We start from the raw sequence: 16855 nt of genomic DNA on the forward strand, positions 1-16855 counted from the left end.
CGGACCCCGCCGCTGCCCGCACCCCAGCGCTCGGGCAAGGACAGTGCGATGACCGCCCGCGGCATCAGCCACCTCAAGGACCTCCTCTCCCGAGGCGAGCTCACCGTCGTCGACCACGTCCGCTCCGTCCTGGCCGACATCCGCGAACGCGACACCCTGGGCGCCTACGTCGCCGCCGGCGGCGAGGAGGCCCTCAAAGCCGCCGAGCAGGCCGACGCCCGTATCCGCGAACGCGGCCGCGAGGCCTGGTGGGAGCAGCCGCTGCTGGGCGTCACCGTCTCCGTCAAGGACCTGCTGCAGACCCGGGACCTGCCCACCACCCGCGGCTCGCTGCTGCCCAACGACCGGCCCCGCGAGGACGCCCCGGCCGTCGCCCGGCTGCGCGCGGCCGGCGCCGTCGTGGTCGGCAAGACCACCACCTCCGAGTTCGGCTGGAGCGCCTGCACCGTCGGCCGCGTCGCCCCGCCCACCCGCAACCCCTACGACCCGCGGCTGACCGCGGGCGGCTCCAGCGGAGGCGCGGGCGCCGCGGTCGCCGCCGGACTGTGCGAGGGGGCGCTGGGCACCGACGGATCCGGCTCCATCCGCATCCCGGCCGCGTTCTGCGGCGTCGTGGGCTACAAACCCTCCTACGGCCGGGTGCCCTACTGGCCCAACGGCGCCGACCGCCTCGCCCACCAGGGCCCCCTGGCCGCCTCCGTCGCCGACGTCGGCCTGCTCGGCCAGGTCATCGCCGGCCCCCACCCCACCGACCCCGACTCCGGCCTCGGCTCCCTGGACTCCCCGCGCGACCTGCGGGCCCTCAGGATCGGCTGGATCGAGTACGAGGGCACCGACGAGGAGATCCGCCGCGTCACCGAACAGGGCCGAGCGGCACTGCTGGCCGAGGGGCACCGGGTCGAGGACATCGAGGTGCGCTGCCAGAACCTCTACCCGGCCGTCGTCGACATCCTCGCCGCCACCGAGGCCGCCGGCACCCCGCCGGAGATCGAGTCCTTCTGCGACCCCGGCCGCCTGGAGATCGTCCGCCACGGCCGCACCCTCAGCGGCGTACGGGTCATCCGCGCCGAGGAGGTGCGCCAGAACCTGCGCGCCACCCTGCGCTCGGTCATGGACCGCTACGACCTGCTCGCCATGGCCACCGTGCCCGTCGAACCCTTCGCGGCCGACGCCGTCGGACCCCCCTGGGCGGCCGACCCGCGCGACCTGCTGTGGCTGTCCTGGGCACCCGCCTCCTACCCGTACAACATGACCGGCCAGCCGGCCGTGTCCCTGCCCGCCGGACTGACCCGCTCCGGGCTCCCGGCCGGACTCCAGCTCGTCGGCCCGGTCGGTGCCGACGACCTCGTGCTGACCGTGGCCCGCCGCCTGGAGGCGATGCTGGCGCCGCTGCCGCGCCCGCCCGTGCCCGACCTCACCCCCGCCGTCACCGGCGAAAGGACGCTCTGAAGCCATGTATGCCAGGTCATGGTCCGTCCCCGTCGCCGAAGGCAGCGCCGGACGCCCGTCGTTCGTCACCGACCACGGGCTGTGGGACGCCGCCCAACTGGACGCCGCCGAACGCCTCGAAGCAGCCCTGGACGACGTCGACCTCGTGCGCCTCGTCTTCGCCGACCCGCACGGCCTCGCCCGCTCCAAGACCCTCACCGCCCAGGCCTTCCGCGGCGTGCTGCAGGGCGGCATGAACTTCAGCCCCGGCCCGTTCCTGTTCGACACCGGGCACGCCGTCGCCGTCGACTTCCGCGGCGAGCACGGCATCGGCGTCGACGAGATCACCGGCGCCGGCAACTTCGTCCTGGTGCCCGACCCGCTGACCTTCCAGGTGCTGCCCGGCCCCGGCCCGCGCACCGCCTGGGTGATCGGCGACGAGTACCTGCGCGACGGCACCGAACACCCGCTGTCCGCGCGGGCCGTCCTGCGCCGCGTCCTGGCCGCCTACACCGGCCGCCGGCTCACCCCCGTGCTCGGCCTGGAGGTCGAGTGGTACCTCACCCGCCGCCTCGACGACGCCCCCGGCAACGAGGGCAACGGCTTCGGCCTGCAGGGCCGGGCCCCGGGCGTGTCCGCCGTCAACGCCGGCTACCAGTTCAACCTGGACGCCGCCTACGACACGGTCGCCCCCGTCACCGACCCGCTCGCCCTGGACCTGCTCGCCCTGGGCCTGCCCCTGCGCTCGATGGAGCACGAGTCGGGCCCCGGCCAGGTGGAGACCACCTTCAGCCCCATGTCGGCCATGGACACCGCCGACGCGATGCTGCTGTTCCGCACCCACACCAAGCGGTTCTGCGCCCGCCGCGGCCACCACGCCTCCTTCATGTCCCAGCCGCTGCTGCCCGCTGCCGACCCCAGCGGCTGGCACCTGAACCAGTCCGTCACCGACAGCGCCACCGGCCGCAACATCTTCTCCGCCGAGGGCTTCTCCGGCGGAGAGTCCCCGCAGAGCAAGGCGTACGCCGAGGGCCTCATGTCCTGGGCCCGCGAGCTGTGCCTGCTGTCGGTGCCCACCGTCAACGGCTACCGCCGCCTGGCCGCCGAGCACGCCCTGGCCCCCACCCGCGTCGGCTACAGCGTGGAGGACCGCACCGCCATGCTCCGCCTGGTCGGCAGCGGCGCCGGCGCCCACATCGAGAACCGCATGGGCGAGCCGTGCGCCAACCCCTATCTCACCATCGCCGCCCAGCTGTTCGCCGGCCTCGACGGCCTGACCGCCCGCCCGGCCGCGACCGGGGCCGACGACAGGGGCGGGCCCGACGACGGACCCGGCCAAGTGGTGCCCCAGCACCTGCGCCAGGCCCTGGAGGCCTTCACCGCCGGCCGCGCCGACCGGCTCCTGGGCGCCCCGCTGACCGCCTGCCTGACCAGGCTCAAGGAGAGCGAACTGCGCCGCTACGAGGCCTGGACGACACACGCCGCCCCCGCCCCGGGCCAGGTCACCGAGTGGGAGCAGCGCGAGTACTTCGGAGCGTACTGAGGCAAACGCTGCCGAAGCCGGGCCCCGTGCGGGCCGCGGACACACCCCCCGCACCGCCCCCCCGGCCCACGCCCCTTCCGCCCACCACCCCCGGACGAAGGCCGACGATGATTCCTCGCTACACCCTGCCCGAGATGGCCGACCTGTTCACCGACCAGTCGCGCTACGCCACCTGGGTCGAGGTCGAGATCCTCGCCACCGAGGCCCAGGTGGAACTCGGCCGCGTACCCCGCCGGGCCCTCGACGACATGCGCCGCGCGCCCGTCCCGCTCGCCACCCGCGTCGCCGAGATCGAGAAGGAACGCGACCACGAGGTGCTGTCCTTCCTCGCCGCCTACTGCGAGGCGATCCCGGAAGACTCCGCCCGCTTCGTCCACCTCGGCATGACCAGCTACGACCTGGTCGACACCGCCCTCGGCCACACCCTGGCCCGCGCCACCGACCTGCTCATCACCGCCGCCCGGCGGCTGCGGCGCGTCCTGGCGACGCGGGCCCTGGAACACTGGGACACCGTCATGGTGGCCCGCACCCACGGCATCCACGCCGAGCCCACCACGTTCGGGCACAAACTCGGCGGCTACGCCTTCGCCGCCGACCGCTCCCTGGCCCGGCTGACCGCCGCCCGCCAGGCCGTGGCCGTCGGCACGGTCTCCGGCTCGGTCGGCACCTACTCCCTGATCGACCCGGCCGTCGAGGCCCACGTGTGCCGGGCGCTCGGCCTGGGCGTGGAGCCCGTGCCCAGCCAGGTCGTCGCCCGCGACCGGCACGCCCAGCTCCTGCAGGCGGTCGCCGCGCTCGGCGCCTGCGTCGAACAGGTCGCCCTGGAGCTGCGGCTGCTGCAGCGCACCGAGGTCCGCGAGGTCGAGGAGCCCCGGGCCGGCGCCTACCAGGGCTCCAGCGCCATGCCGCACAAACGCAACCCCACCACCAGCGAACGGCTGTGCGGGCTGGCCCGGCTGCTGCGCGGCTACGCCTCCGCCGCGCTGGAGAACGTGGCGCTGTGGCACGAGCGGGACCTGGCCCACCAGTCGGTGGAACGGGTCGTCCTGCCCGACAGCCTGTCCGTGGGCCACTTCCAGGCGACGAAGGCGGCCGAACTGGTGCAGGCACTGACCGTGCACCCCGAGCGCATGCGCGCGCACCTGGACGCCACCGACGGCCTGATCTACTCCTCGCCGGTCCTCGCCGACCTGCTGGGCGAGGGCGTCGAACGCGAACGGGCCTACCGTTCGGTGCAGGCCGCGGCGAACCGGACCATCGCCACCGGCGAGCACTTCTCCGCCACGCTCGCCCACGAGGGCATCGACCCGCCCGCGCTCGGGCCCGAGCGTTTCCTCACCCACCACGACGTGGTGCGCAGCCGATTGGAGATCCTTCGTGACCTGGACGATTGAGCGGGTCGAGGGCGCCGCCCTGGACCTTCAGGAGGTACTGGAGGTGTACCGCTCCTCCGGCCTGGGCCGGCGGCGCCCGGCCGAGGACCGCGAGCGGATGGCGGCGATGGTGCGCAACGCCAACCTCGTCCTGGCCGCCCGCGACGCCGACGGCACCCTCGTCGGCATCGCCCGCAGCGTGTCCGACTTCTCCTACGTCACCTACCTGTCCGACATCGCGGTGGCCCGCACCCACCAGCGCTCCGGCATCGGCCGCGCCCTGATCGACGCCACCCGCAAGGAGGCCCCGACGGCGAAGATCGTGCTGCTGTCGGCCCCGGCCGCGACGGAGTACTACCCGCACATCGGCTTCACCGCCCACCACTCGGCGTGGGTGCTGAACCCGTAGGACCACCGGCGACCGGAGAACCGGAGCACCGGTCCGCGCACCCAGCGGCCGCCCACCCGGGCTTCAGCGGGACTCGACCGCCGGTGCCTACGGTCGTGAGCGGCACGCGGCCGGCCCCGCCCGCGCACGCGGATCGGGGCCGGCCGGATCCGGCCGCCGCGGCAGGCGGCGCGGGACGGACCAGCGCCAGATCCCTGGGGGAGGCATGAGCCAGACGACGACGGCACAGATGCTGCCGGAGCTCCACACACCCGACCCGCAGCCGGTTCGCCCGGCCGACGGCGTACCCGCGGCCCTCGCGGCCCCGACGACGGCCGCCGCCTCCACGGCGGTGCGCGTGCTGGTGGTGGACCCCGACCTCGGCGACCCCCTGATCGCCCAGCTGCGCCGGCACGGCCACCAGCCCGTCGGCGTCACCCGCGGCGGCGCGGCGCTGCAGGCCTACGGCGACGCCGACCTGGTGCTGCTCGCGCTGGAACTGCCCGACCTGGACGGGCTGGAGGTGTGCCGCGCCATCCGCTCGGCCAGCCGCGTCCCCGTCATCATCGTCACCGCCCGCCACTCGGAGCTGGACTGTGTCCTTGGCCTGCAGGCCGGCGCCGACGACTACGTCACCAAGCCCTACGGGATGCGCGAGCTGATGGCCCGCATCGAGGCCGTGATGCGCCGCACCCGGTGGCAGCCCAGCACGGTCGAGGAGATCCGGCACGGCTCGCTGCGCATCGACGTCAACTCCCGCGAGGTCACCGTGGACGGCGTCGCGGTGCCCCTCACCCGCAAGGAGTTCGACCTGCTGTGCCTGCTCGCCTCGCACCCCGAGACGGTCATCCCGCGCAAGCAGCTGCTCCACCGGGTCTGGGGTGACACATGGTCACGCCGCACGGTCGACACCCACGTCAGCAGCCTGCGCGGCAAACTCGGCGCCAGCGGCTGGATCGTGACCGTGCGCGGCGTCGGCTTCAAACTCGGGCACGGCTGACCCCGCCCCGCCTGCACCCGGCCTCGACGCGCCCTCGAGCAGCCCTTGCTGTACTGCCTGCCGCGCGCCGGTGGCGCCGACGACGAGCGGGGGAGAAGGGGGTGGATCCGCTTGCCTCAGCGACCGGCACGGCACCCGCTGCGCCCCGAGGACGCCACAGCCACGCCGCGCACACCCCGCACGGCAGCCGTACGGCGCACACCCCTCACGGCAGCCCTACGGCGCGCCGGGCCCGTGGTGCGCCGCCATGCCGTGAGCCTGCTGCTGCCCCCGCTCGTCCTGGCGATCCTGCTCTGCCAGCTGGACGTGTCCGCGGCGCGCGGCGGCCCGTCGTGGGCGGCCGGCGGGTCCCCGCTGGTGACGGCCGCCGCGCTGCCCGCCCTCGGGGCCCTCGCCGACCGGCACGGACGCCGCCGCGCCGTGATCGGCTCCCTCGCCCTCCTCGTGGCGGGCACGGTGCTGGGGGCCGCCGTCCGGGACGCGGGCCCGCTGCTCGCCGCGCGCCTCGTCCAGGGCCTGGGGACGGGCGGGGCGACGGCCGGCGTGGTGGCGCTGTTCGCCGAACGCCTCCCCGCCCGTGAACGGGGCCCGTACCTGGCCACCCTCGTCGGTGCGAGCGTGCTGGCGCTGTCCACCGGCCGTCTGGCCGACGTCACCCTCGCCACCCACCTGTGGGTGCCCTGGGCCACCGTCTGCCTCGGCGCGCTGGCGCTCGCCCTGGCCGTGGCGCTGCCTGCGCCGCTGCACGGCAGGGCCTGCGGCGACTACCGCCGCGCGGCCCTGCTGCTGCTCGCGGTCACCGCCCTGGCGCACCTGACGACCCGCGCCCGCACCACGCCCGCCCCGGCCGTGGACGGCGTGGTGCAGATGCTCCTCGGCGCCGCCGGCCGGCTGGCCTCCCTGCTGCCCGGCCTGCCCGCCGTCTGACGTCCCCCAGCTCCGAAACCCTGACGCCCTGTCAGAACGTCCTGCCCGACGCCCTGCCCGACGCCCGGTCGGCCCCGGTCAGCCCCGGTCGGCCCCTGCCGGGCCGCCCTGGCCACCACGTCCTCCCCGCTGGTGCCTCCAGCGCCGTCCCACCCCCGTTTGAGCGCCTGGGCCGACCGTGGCGGCGGAGCAGGGAGACGTCGAGGACGGCACACGCGCCCCGCTCCGCCCGAAACCCTCAGGAAGAGGTCTGTCCTTGTGAGCAGCGGACGTATGGAAGTGTGCCTCGTCGGCGCCGGACCGCGGGGGCTGTCCGTCCTGGAACGGCTGTGCGCCCAGGAACGCAGCTCCCCGCGCTGGGCCGAACTCACCGTGCACGTGGTCGACCCCGGCCCGGCCGGAGCGGGCCGGGTGTGGCGGCCCTCGCAGTCCCGGCACCTGCTGATGAACACCGTCGCCTCGCAGGTCACCCTCTACACCGACGCCAGCGTCGGCATCGAGGGACCGCTGGAGGAGGGCCCGAGCCTGTACGAGTGGGCGGCGGCCCTCGGCCCGGGCGCCCGGATCCCGGGCACCGGCCTGCCGCTGGGCGAGGAGATCCTCGCCGAGGCACGCGACCTCGGCCCGGACGGATACCCCACCCGCGCCCTGTACGGCCACTACCTGACCTGGGTGTTCGACCAGGTCACCGCGGGCGCCCCGGACCACGTCACCGTGGCGGTGCACGCCCAGCGGGCCGTGGCCCTGGAGGAGGACGCCGGCGCCGAGCCGGACGCGGCCCCCCAGACGGTGGTGCTGGAGGACGGCACCCGGCTGACCGGGCTGTCCGCGGTGGTGCTGGCCCAGGGCCATGTGCCGGTCCTGCCGACGGACACCGAAGCCGGCCTGGCGGCCTTCGCCGAGGGCCACGGCCTGACCTACGTCCTGCCCGCCAACCCCGCCGACGTGGACCTGTCGGGCGTCGCACCGGGCGAGAACGTCCTGCTGCGCGGCCTGGGCCTGAACTTCTTCGACTACATGGCGCTGTTCACGCACGCCCGCGGCGGTGTCTTCGAACGCGCCGCCGACGGCCGCCTGTTCTACCGCCCCTCGGGCCGCGAACCGCGTCTGTACGCCGGCTCGCGGCGCGGGGTGCCCTACCAGGCGCGCGGCGACAACGAGAAGGGCGCGCACGGCCGTTACCTCCCGCGCCTGCTCACCGAGGAGTACCTCGCCGCGCTGCGCGCGCCCGGCCGGCGGCCGCTGCGGTTCGGCACCGACCTGTGGCCGCTGATCGCGAAGGAGGTGGCGTGCGTCTACAGCGAGACGCTGCTGGCGGGCCGTCAGGAGGCGGACCGCATCGCCGAGTTCGCGCGCCGCTACCTCGCCTGCGCGCCGGGCCGCCAGGAGGAGCGGCTGCTGCAGGAGGCGGGCATCGCTCCCGAGGAGCGCTGGGACTGGCGGCGGGTCACCCGCCCCTGGGGCGAGCGCCGCTTCGAGGACGCGGCGTCCTTCGGTGTGTGGCTGCGCGGCCACCTGGAGCAGGACGTGCGCCTGGCCCGCCAGGGCAATGTCAGCGGCCCCGTGAAGGCGGCCCTGGACGTGCTGCGGGACCTGCGCAACGAGGTGCGGCTCGCGGTCGACCACGCCGGGCTCGACGCCGACTCCCATCGCGCGGAGCTGGACGGCTGGTACACGCCGCTCAACGCCTATCTGTCGATCGGGCCGCCGGCCTCGCGGGTGGAGGAGATGGCCGCGCTGATGGACGCCGGGATCCTCCAGGTCACCGGCCCCGGCATCCGGATCGAGACCGACACGGACGGCGCCTGCTTCGTGGCGACCTCCACACACATCGAGGACGTGCGGGTGTGCGCGCGGGTGCTGATCGAGGCCCGGCTGCCCGAGATCGACCTGCGGCGCACCGCGGACCCGCTGATGCGGCAGCTGCTGCGCACCGGCGGGTGCCGGCCCCATCGCGTCCCCGGCGCCGACGGGGACTACGAGACCGGGGGACTGGCGGTGACCGAGCGCCCCTACCGCCTGCTGGACGCCCGGGACGTGCCCCATCCGCGGCGCTTCGCCTACGGGGTGCCCACCGAGTCCGTGCACTGGGTGACCGCGGCCGGGATCAGGCCGGGGGTCGGCTCGGTCACGCTGGAGGACTCCGACGCCATCGCGGGCGCGGTGCTCGCCCTGCCCGCGGCCCTGACCCGGGCCCCCGCCACGCTCCGGCCGGCCCCCGCGGCCCGCGACATGGCCCCCGCCACGGCCGGGACGAGAACGACCCCCGCCGCGGCGGCGGTGCCGGCGACGCAGCGGAGCGCGGCATGACCACGACGCATGAACCGCCGCCCGCCGCCCGCAGGCCGACCGGCCAGCCGGACGCCGGGCTGCTCTCCCCGGTGCGCGCCGGCACCCCCGTCGAGGCCGCGGTCGGCGACGTCGCCTGGCTGCAGGCCATGCTGGACGCGGAGGCGGCCCTGGCCCGCGCCCAGGCGCGCTGCGGCACCGTTCCTGCGTCGGCCGCAGCGGCGATCACCGCCGCGGCGCGCGCCGAGCGGATCGACGTACGGCAGGTGGCGCTGGCCGCCCGGGAGACGGCGAACCCGGTCGTCCCCCTGATCGCGGCGCTGACGGCCGCGCTGGCGAAGGACGCGCCGCACGCCGTGGAGTTCGTGCACCGGGGCTCCACCAGCCAGGACATCTTCGACACCGGCGCGATGCTGGTGGCCGCCCGGGCGCTGCGGCTGATCACCGCCGACCTGCGCACGGTGGCCGCCGCGCTCGCGCCGCTGGCCGCCGAGCACCGGGAGACGGTGATGGCGGGACGCACCCTGGCCCTGCACGCCGTGCCCACCACGTTCGGGCTGAAGGCGGCCGGCTGGCGGCAGTTGGTGCTCGACGCCGTCGAGCGCCTGGAGCGGGTGCGGGGGGAGGGGCTGGCGGTGTCCCTGGGCGGCGCGGCCGGCACCCTGGCGGGCTATGCGCAGTACGCGGGCGCGGACACCGCCCCCGCCGGCCTGCTCCAGACGCTGCTGCCCGCCTTCGCCGCGGAGACGGGGCTGGCCGTGCCCGTCCTGCCCTGGCACGCGCTGCGCACCCCCGTCGCCGACCTGGGAGCCGCCCTGGCCTGCGCCACGGGCGCCCTCGGCAAGATCGCCGCGGATGTGCTGGTGCTGGCGCGCACCGAGATCGCGGAGGTGGCCGAGCCGGCCGTCGAGGGCCGCGGCGTGTCGTCGGCGATGCCGCACAAGCGCAACCCGGTCCTGGCCACGCTGATCCGCTCCGCCGCCCTCCAGGTGCCCGCGCTGGCCATGGTCCTGGCGCAGTGCCTGCCGGCCGAGGACGAACGCTCGGCGGGTGTGTGGCACGCGGAGTGGCAGCCCCTGCGCGAGTGCCTGCGGCTGACCGGCGGCGCCGCCCACACGGCCGTGGAACTGGTCGGGGGCCTGACGGTGCGTCCGCAGGCGATGCGCGCCAACCTGGCGGCCACCGGCGGGCAGATCGTCTCCGAACGGGCCGCGGCGGCCCTCGCCCCGCAGCTGGGCAGGGCCGCGGCCGGGCGGCTGCTGGCCGCCGCCTCGCTGCGGGCGGCCCAGACGTCCCGGCCGCTCGCCGACGTCCTGGCCGAACACCCCGACGTCCGGCGCCACTTCACGCCCCGCGCGGTGGCCCGGCTGCTCGATCCGGCCGACTGCACGGGAGCCGCCGCGGCCCTGGTGGACCGGGCACTCCACCGGACCGCCCCCGAGCCGTGACCCCCCCCGGAAAACCACCGGACGAATATCCCCGGAGCCTCACTCGAATTCCAATCAAATACGCCCGGAAAATGCTTTCCCTCGGTTATTCGAAAACCATTTCTCCCCTATTCTGGCGCAGAATTGCACAGCTGCTCGGAAGAAGCGGGAGCCAAGAGCGAGTCAGGGAGAATCATGTCGATATCACGCAGGTCCTGGGGAACGGGCCTGATGACGGCGGCCGCCGCCACCGTCGTCGCGGCCCCCGCGCTGACCGCCCCGGCGGCGCACGCCGGCACCACGGCCACGATCGAGGTCCTGGCCGACCATCTGAAGAACCCCCGCGGCATCACCGTCCTGTCCGACGGCACGATCCTCGTCGCCGAGGCCGGCGAGGGCCTTCCCGGCTGCGCCGAGGGGCAGAGCTGCGTCGGACCCACCGGCGGCGTCTACAAGGTCAAGGGCAGCTTCAAGGGCCGCGTGGCGAGCGGACTGGCCTCCCACGCACAAGGGGTGGCGGCCGGCGCCCCGGTCAGCGCGACCGGACCGACCGACGCCGTGCCCGATGCGCACGGCGGCTACGACGTCGTCAGCAACCTCGGCGGCACCACCGACTACCGGACGTCGCTGGGCCCCGACGCGGCCACCCTGGGCACGGTCTTCCGCACCCGCGACGGCAAGATCCTCGGCGATCTCGCCGCCCACGAGACCCGGCTCAACCCCGACGGCGGCGAGGTGCACGCCAACCCCTGGGGCCTGGTCCGCAGCGGCTCGGGCTTCCTGGTCACCGACGCCGGCTCCAACGACCTCGTCCGCGTCCACGGCGACGGCACCACCTCCACCGACTTCCTGGTGCCCGTCAACGTCACCCCCGTGCGCACCGCCGAGGCCGTCCCCACCGGCATCGTCCGCGCCAAGGACGGCACGGTGTACTTCGCCGACATGAGCGGCATGGTCGCCGGCTCCGCCCGGATCTGGAAGGCCGCACCCGGCAAGCAGCCCGAGGTGCTCGTCACCGGCCTGACGAACCTGATCGACCTGGCGGTGGACTGCCAGGGCGACCTGCTGGCCCTGTCCTTCACCGAGGGCTTCCAGGCCGGACCGCCGCTGCCGGCGAAGCTGTCGAAGATCGACACCGGCAGCAGGACCGTCACCGAGATCCCGACCGGCGGGCAGCTGAGGCAGCCCACCGGCCTCGCCGTCGGCCCCCGCAACCAGGTGTACGTCACCAACAACGCCCACAGCGCGGACGGCCAGCTCGTCCGGGTCCACCCCTGACCCTCCCCCCAGCGCGGCCCCGTCGGCATTCCCCCGCCCGACGGGGCCGCCCCCCGTCCCGGCCCCGCCCATTCCCCGACTCCTGCTGCCGCCGCACCACTTGAGCCGGACTGCACCGCCCGTCGAGACCAGCGGGCTTTCCTGATCCCCATCCACCTGTACCGAGGAGTCGACATGCCACACGGCGTGATCATCGTGGGAGCCGGCCCGGCCGGCCTGATGCTCGCGGGCGAACTCGCCCTCGGTGGCGCGGACGTCGTCGTCTACGACAAGCTGCCCGCCCCGAGCGGTGAATCCCGGGGCCTGGGATTCACCAGCCGCACCGCCGAAGTCTTCGACCAGCGCGGCCTGCTGGAACGCCTCGGCGACATCCGCTGGGGCAGCAAGGGCCACTACGGCGGTGTCCGTATCGACTTCTCCCTGCTGGAGGAGAGCCACTTCGGTGTCATGGGCCTGGCCCAGTCGGTCACCGAGGACATGCTCGGCACCTGGGTCACCGAACTCGGCGTCGAGGTCCGCCGCGGACACGAGCTGACCTCCTTCACCGAGACCGACGACGAAATCGTCGCCCGCTTCACCGGCCCCGCCGGCCCCGTTACGGACACGGCCTCCTACCTCGTGGGCTGCGACGGCGGCAACAGCACCGTGCGCCGCCTGGCCGGCATCGCCTTCCCCGGCAGCAAGGCCACCCGCGGCCTGTACCTGGCCGACGTGGTCGGCGCCGACCTGCGGATGCGGCCCATCGGCGAACGCATCCCCGGCGGCGGCATGGTCCTGTCCGTCACCCTCGAACCCGGCGTCGACCGCATCGTCATCCACGAACCCGGTATCCGCCCCCACCACGGCGAGGGCGAACTGACCTTCACCGAGGTCGCCGACGCCTGGCAGCGGCTGACCGGCGAGGACATCCACCACGCCGACGCCACCTGGATGTGCGCCCTGACCAACGCCACCGGCCTGGCCGCCCAGTACCGCAAGGGCCGCGTCCTCCTGGCCGGCGACGCCGCCCACGACCACGCCCCGCTCGGCGCCCAGGGCGTCAGCGTCGGCCTCCAGGACGCCGTCAACCTCGGCTTCAAACTCGCCGCCGTCCTGCGCGGCCACGCCGACGACGACCTCCTGGACACCTACCACGGCGAACGGCACCCGATCGGCGAGAAACTCATGACCGACGTGCACGCCATGTCCCTGCTCTACCTCAGCGGCGAGGAGATGGAGCCGCTGCGCGCCGTCATGCGCGAACTGGTGCAGCTGCAGCCCGTCGCCCGCCACCTCGCCGGACGCGTCAGCGGCCTGCACATCCGCTACGACGTCGGCCCCGCCGGCCACCCCCACCTCGGCCTGCGCCTGGCCCCCCACCACGTCCTCGAACGCCCCGACGGCAGCCGGACGAGGGTCGCCGAACTCCTCCGCAGCGCCCGCGGCGTCCTCATCGTCACCGGCGACGACGAGCCGGCGGCGAAGACGGCCGCCGACTGGGCCGACCGCGTCGACACCGTCACCGGCACCTGGGCCCCGCCGGACACCGCCGCCGCGCCCCCGCCGGCCCGCGTCCTGGTGCGCCCCGACGGCCACATCGTGTGGACCGACGACCCCGACGACCCCGACGGCGCAGACCTGCGCGAGGCACTGCACCGCTGGTTCGGCCGCCCCGCCGCCTGACGCCCCCGCGACCCCCTCCAGGAGAGGCAGACCCTGTCATGACCGTCCTCGTCACCGGCAGCCGCGGCAAGGTCGGATCGCTGCTCGTCCGGCTCCTCGCCGACCACGGCGTGCCCGTCACAGCCGCCTCCGCGAGCCCCGAGAAGCTGACCCCGCCCGACGGCGTCCCCACCGTGCACCTCGCCCTGGACGACCCCACCACCTTCGCCACCGCCCTCGACGGCGTCACCTCGGTGTTCCTGTACTGCGACCCCACCCACATCGAGCGGTTCACCGCCGACGCCGTCGCCGCCGGCGTCGAGCACGTCGTGGTGATGTCCGCCGACGCCGTGCTGCGCGCCGACGCCGCCACCAACCCGATCGCCGCCCCGCACCTGGCGGTCGAACGCGCGCTGGCCGCCTCCCCGCTGACCGTCACCACCCTCAACTGCGGGGCACTGGCCTCCAACGCCGCCTCCTGGGCGTACGTGCTGCGGGCCCGCGGCGCCGTCACCCTGCCCTTCCCCGACAGTTACGCCGACCCGATCGACGAGCGGGACATCGCCGAGTGCGCCTACGCCGCCCTCACCCGCCCCGAGACGCGCGGCCGTTCCTACCACCTCACCGGCCCCGCCTCGCTGAGCTTCCGCGAGGAGGTCGCCGTCATCGCCGCAGCCGCCGGCCGGGACATCCCCGTGCAGCCGATCCCGCCTGCGGTGTGGCGCGCCCACAAGCCCGACTCGATGCCCGGCGACATCGCCGACGCCCTGATCGAGCTGTGGGCGGCCTCCACCGGGCCCGTCCCCCTCAGCGGGGACGTCCAGCTGCTCACCGGGCACCCCGCCCGCCCCTTCAGCGCATGGGCGAAGCAGAACGCGGCCGCCTTCGCCGCCTGACCCACTCGCCCGCTGCCCGACGCCCCCCGGAGAAGAGGGACATGACAGCGCAAGCCGGCCGCACCCCGACCGACGAGGAACTCGCGCGCGAACTGCCCGGCGACTTCACCAGCCACCACGCCGACGCAGGCGGCACCCGGCTGCACTACGTCACCGGCGGCAGCGGCGAACCGCTGGTGCTGCTGCCTGGCTACCCGCAGACCTGGTGGGCCTGGCACAAGGTGCTGCCCGACCTGGCGCGGCACTTCACCGTCATCGCGGCCGACCTGCGCGGCATGGGCGGATCCGCCCGGCCCGCCGACGGCTACGACAAGAAGACGATGGCCGCCGACATCCACGCGCTGATCCGCCACCTCGGCCACCACGGCGTCCACATCGCCGGCCACGACATGGGCGCCATGGTCGCCTTCGCCTTCGCCGCCAACCACCCCCAAGCCACCCGAAAGGTCGCGCTCCTGGACACCGCACACCCCGACGACAGCTACTACGACCTGCGGCTGATCGCCCGCCCGGGCACCGGCATCACCCGCTGGTGGTGGGCGTTCAACCAGGTCCAGCACCTGCCCCAGGTGCTGTACGCCGGCCATATGCGCCAGGTCATCGACTGGCTGTTCACCCACGCCCTGGACGACCAGTCACTGATCGGCGACCGCGACCGCGACATCTACGCCGCCGCCTACGACCACCCCGACGGCATCCGCGCCGCCTGCGCCTGGTACCAGGCCTACCACCAGGACATCGCGGACCTGAAGACCTACCCCAAAATCACCGCGCCCCTGCTGGGCATCGGCTCCCGCTTCTCCCACGACCACTTCCGCACCACGCTGCCCACGCTGGCCGACGACGTGCGCGTGGAACGGGTCAAGCAGTCGGTGCACTACTTCCCCGAGGAAGAACCCGAGCTCATCACCCACCACCTCCTGGACTTCTTCCGCCAGCCACCGGCCGCCGACCACCGGCCGCCGACCGCCGACCGCTGACCCGGTTCTGACCCGACTGACCACAGCCGACCTGGCAACCGCCCGCCCGCGGCGGCCAGTTGCGTGAAGGAGTACGACATGCCAAAGGGCGCAATCATCGTCGGCGCCGGGCCGGTCGGGCTGATGCTCGCCGGCGAACTGCGCCTGGGCGGCGCCGACGTCACCGTGCTGGAGAAACTGCCCGCCCCCAGCGGCGAATCCCGCGGCGTGGGCTTCACCCGCCGCGCCGCCGAAGTCTTCGACCAGCGCGGCCTGCTCGCCCGCTTCGGCGACGTCGAATGGGCCCAGGGCCACTTCGGCGGCGTACGCATCGACTTCTCCCAGCTGCAGGACAACCACTTCAGCGTGCGCGGCATCCCGCAGTACCGCACCGAACAGATCCTGTGCGAGTGGCTCGACGAACTCGGCGTCGACATCCGCCGCTCGCACGAGGTCCTCGGCTGCCACGAGAGTGACGACGGCGTCGTCGTCGACTACCAGGGCCCCGACGGACCCGGCCGGCTCGCCGCCCAGTACCTCGTGGGCTGCGACGGCGCCCGCAGCCTGGTGCGCCGCATGGCCGGCATCGACTTCCCCGGCTGGGAGGCCACCCGCGGGATGTACATGGCCGACCTGGTCAACACCGACATCCCCCACCGGCCCATCGGCGAACGCGTCCCCGGCGGCATGGTGATGTCCTTCAACCTCCAGAACGGCGTCACCCGCATCGTCATCCACAACGAGTCCCTGCGCCCGCCGGAGGACAAGAGCCACCTGACCTTCGGTGTGATCGCCGACGCCTGGCAGGAGATGACCGGGGAGAGCATCCACGACGCCGACGTACGCTGGATCAGCTCCTTCACCGACACCACCCGCCAGGCCGCCCGGTACCGCAAGGGCCGCGTCCTGCTCGCCGGCGACGCCGCCCACATCCACATGCCCGCCGGAGCCCAGGGCATGAGCGTGGGCGTACAGGACGCCGCCAACCTCGGCTTCAAACTCGCCGCCGTCATCAACGGCCGCGCCCCCGAAGAACTCCTGGACACCTACCACACCGAACGCCACCCCGTCGGCCGGCTCCTGATGCGCAACACCCGCGCCCAGACCAAGCTCTACCTCAGCGGCGAGGACATGCAGCCGCTGCGCGCCGTCATGCAGGAACTCGTCGCCGACCCCGACGTCGCCCGCCACCTCGCCGGCCAGGTCAGCGGCCTCGACATCCGCTACGACATGGGCGCCGGCTCCCACCCCCGCCTCGGCCAGAGACTGCGCCCCGACCTGCCGCTCAAACACGCCGACGGCAACCCCGGCCGCGTCGCCGACCTGCTGCACACCGCCCGCGGCGTCCTGCTCATCACCTCCGCCGCCCACGACGCCGAAACCCTGCGCACCACCGCCGCACCCTGGGCCGGCCGGGTCGACGTCGTCACGGCCGACTTCGACGACGACCGTCATCCGGAGACCCCGCACGCCCTGCTGGTGCGCCCCGACGGGCACATCGCCTGGGCCGCACCCGACGAGGCGGACCTCGAACAGGCGCTTCTGCGCTGGTTCGGGACCGCTTGAGGACCGATCCACCCGCCCGCCCCGTCCAGCCGGGCGGCCCTAGGGTCGAAGACGCCCCAGGGCGCCACCCGGCAGGCGGCGGCAGACACCCGGACGCGGCGCACACGCGCCCCGCCCCCGCCGCCTCCCGCCCGCCGCCG

13 protein-coding genes are annotated in these 16855 nt (G+C 74.5%); all 13 read left to right on the forward strand.

Annotated elements, in window-relative coordinates; genetic code table 11:
- Positions 1–48: 48 nt before the first annotated feature.
- The 13 genes from GWK25_RS25065 (at position 49) to GWK25_RS25125 (ending at position 16715) form a co-directional block, all read left to right on the forward strand.
- Positions 49–1449 (forward strand): amidase, encoded by a 1401-nt coding sequence (locus GWK25_RS25065; RefSeq protein WP_215453177.1) that lies wholly within the window; start codon positions 49–51, stop codon positions 1447–1449.
- A 4-nt stretch (positions 1450–1453) separates the two neighbouring features.
- Positions 1454–2971 carry a glutamine synthetase family protein gene (locus tag GWK25_RS25070; RefSeq protein WP_215453180.1) on the forward strand — a complete coding sequence of 506 codons (1518 nt, stop codon included), beginning with the start codon at positions 1454–1456 and terminating at the stop codon, positions 2969–2971.
- A gap of 107 nt (positions 2972–3078) precedes the next feature.
- The gene (gene purB / locus GWK25_RS25075) at positions 3079–4365 is read left to right on the forward strand and encodes an adenylosuccinate lyase (protein WP_215453182.1); all 1287 of its coding nucleotides are present in this window, start codon (positions 3079–3081) and stop codon (positions 4363–4365) included.
- Complete coding sequence (locus GWK25_RS25080; RefSeq protein WP_215453184.1) at positions 4349–4753, forward strand: GNAT family N-acetyltransferase; 405 nt, start codon at positions 4349–4351, stop codon at positions 4751–4753. Before purB ends, GWK25_RS25080 begins: the two co-directional genes overlap by 17 nt.
- Before the next feature lie 205 nt (positions 4754–4958).
- A complete protein-coding gene (locus GWK25_RS25085) occupies positions 4959–5732 on the forward strand; it encodes a response regulator transcription factor (RefSeq protein ID WP_215453185.1) in 774 nt (257 codons plus the stop codon).
- 111 nt (positions 5733–5843) lie between these two features.
- Positions 5844–6659, forward strand: a complete 816-nt coding sequence (locus GWK25_RS25090) for an MFS transporter (RefSeq protein ID WP_215453187.1) — start codon at positions 5844–5846, stop codon at positions 6657–6659.
- 258 nt (positions 6660–6917) lie between these two features.
- On the forward strand, positions 6918–8969 hold the full coding sequence (locus tag GWK25_RS25095; RefSeq protein WP_374200640.1) for an FAD/NAD(P)-binding protein: 2052 nt from the start codon (positions 6918–6920) through the stop codon (positions 8967–8969).
- A complete protein-coding gene (pcaB, locus tag GWK25_RS25100) occupies positions 8966–10396 on the forward strand; it encodes a 3-carboxy-cis,cis-muconate cycloisomerase (RefSeq protein ID WP_215453188.1) in 1431 nt (476 codons plus the stop codon). The genes GWK25_RS25095 and pcaB overlap by 4 nt, the downstream gene beginning before the upstream one ends.
- A 174-nt stretch (positions 10397–10570) precedes the next feature.
- Positions 10571–11653, forward strand: a complete 1083-nt coding sequence (locus GWK25_RS25105; RefSeq protein WP_215453190.1) for a ScyD/ScyE family protein — start codon at positions 10571–10573, stop codon at positions 11651–11653.
- Positions 11654–11827: 174 nt separating this feature from the next.
- Complete coding sequence (locus GWK25_RS25110) at positions 11828–13315, forward strand: FAD-dependent monooxygenase (RefSeq protein WP_215453193.1); 1488 nt, start codon at positions 11828–11830, stop codon at positions 13313–13315.
- A gap of 38 nt (positions 13316–13353) precedes the next feature.
- Positions 13354–14190, forward strand: coding sequence for an NAD(P)H-binding protein (locus GWK25_RS25115; protein WP_215453195.1), 837 nt, complete (start codon positions 13354–13356; stop codon positions 14188–14190).
- Positions 14191–14231: 41 nt separating this feature from the next.
- On the forward strand, positions 14232–15170 hold the full coding sequence (locus GWK25_RS25120; protein ID WP_215453197.1) for an alpha/beta fold hydrolase: 939 nt from the start codon (positions 14232–14234) through the stop codon (positions 15168–15170).
- A 78-nt stretch (positions 15171–15248) separates the two neighbouring features.
- Positions 15249–16715 carry an FAD-dependent monooxygenase gene (locus tag GWK25_RS25125; RefSeq protein ID WP_215453200.1) on the forward strand — a complete coding sequence of 489 codons (1467 nt, stop codon included), beginning with the start codon at positions 15249–15251 and terminating at the stop codon, positions 16713–16715.
- The last annotated feature ends 140 nt before the right edge of the window (positions 16716–16855 follow it).

The sequence above is a fragment of the Streptomyces sp. ATCC 21386 genome, assembly GCF_018728545.1.
In the GTDB taxonomy this organism is placed as follows: domain Bacteria; phylum Actinomycetota; class Actinomycetes; order Streptomycetales; family Streptomycetaceae; genus Streptomyces.

Coding starts and splice junctions, on each gene's coding strand:
- GWK25_RS25065 (WP_215453177.1), top strand. CDS start 49: ATGACCGCCCGCGGCATCAGCCACCTCAAGGACCTCCTCTCCCGAGGC.
- GWK25_RS25070 (WP_215453180.1), top strand. CDS start 1,454: ATGTATGCCAGGTCATGGTCCGTCCCCGTCGCCGAAGGCAGCGCCGGA.
- purB (WP_215453182.1), top strand. CDS start 3,079: ATGATTCCTCGCTACACCCTGCCCGAGATGGCCGACCTGTTCACCGAC.
- GWK25_RS25085 (WP_215453185.1), top strand. CDS start 4,959: ATGAGCCAGACGACGACGGCACAGATGCTGCCGGAGCTCCACACACCC.
- pcaB (WP_215453188.1), top strand. CDS start 8,966: ATGACCACGACGCATGAACCGCCGCCCGCCGCCCGCAGGCCGACCGGC.
- GWK25_RS25105 (WP_215453190.1), top strand. CDS start 10,571: ATGTCGATATCACGCAGGTCCTGGGGAACGGGCCTGATGACGGCGGCC.
- GWK25_RS25110 (WP_215453193.1), top strand. CDS start 11,828: ATGCCACACGGCGTGATCATCGTGGGAGCCGGCCCGGCCGGCCTGATG.
- GWK25_RS25115 (WP_215453195.1), top strand. CDS start 13,354: ATGACCGTCCTCGTCACCGGCAGCCGCGGCAAGGTCGGATCGCTGCTC.
- GWK25_RS25120 (WP_215453197.1), top strand. CDS start 14,232: ATGACAGCGCAAGCCGGCCGCACCCCGACCGACGAGGAACTCGCGCGC.
- GWK25_RS25125 (WP_215453200.1), top strand. CDS start 15,249: ATGCCAAAGGGCGCAATCATCGTCGGCGCCGGGCCGGTCGGGCTGATG.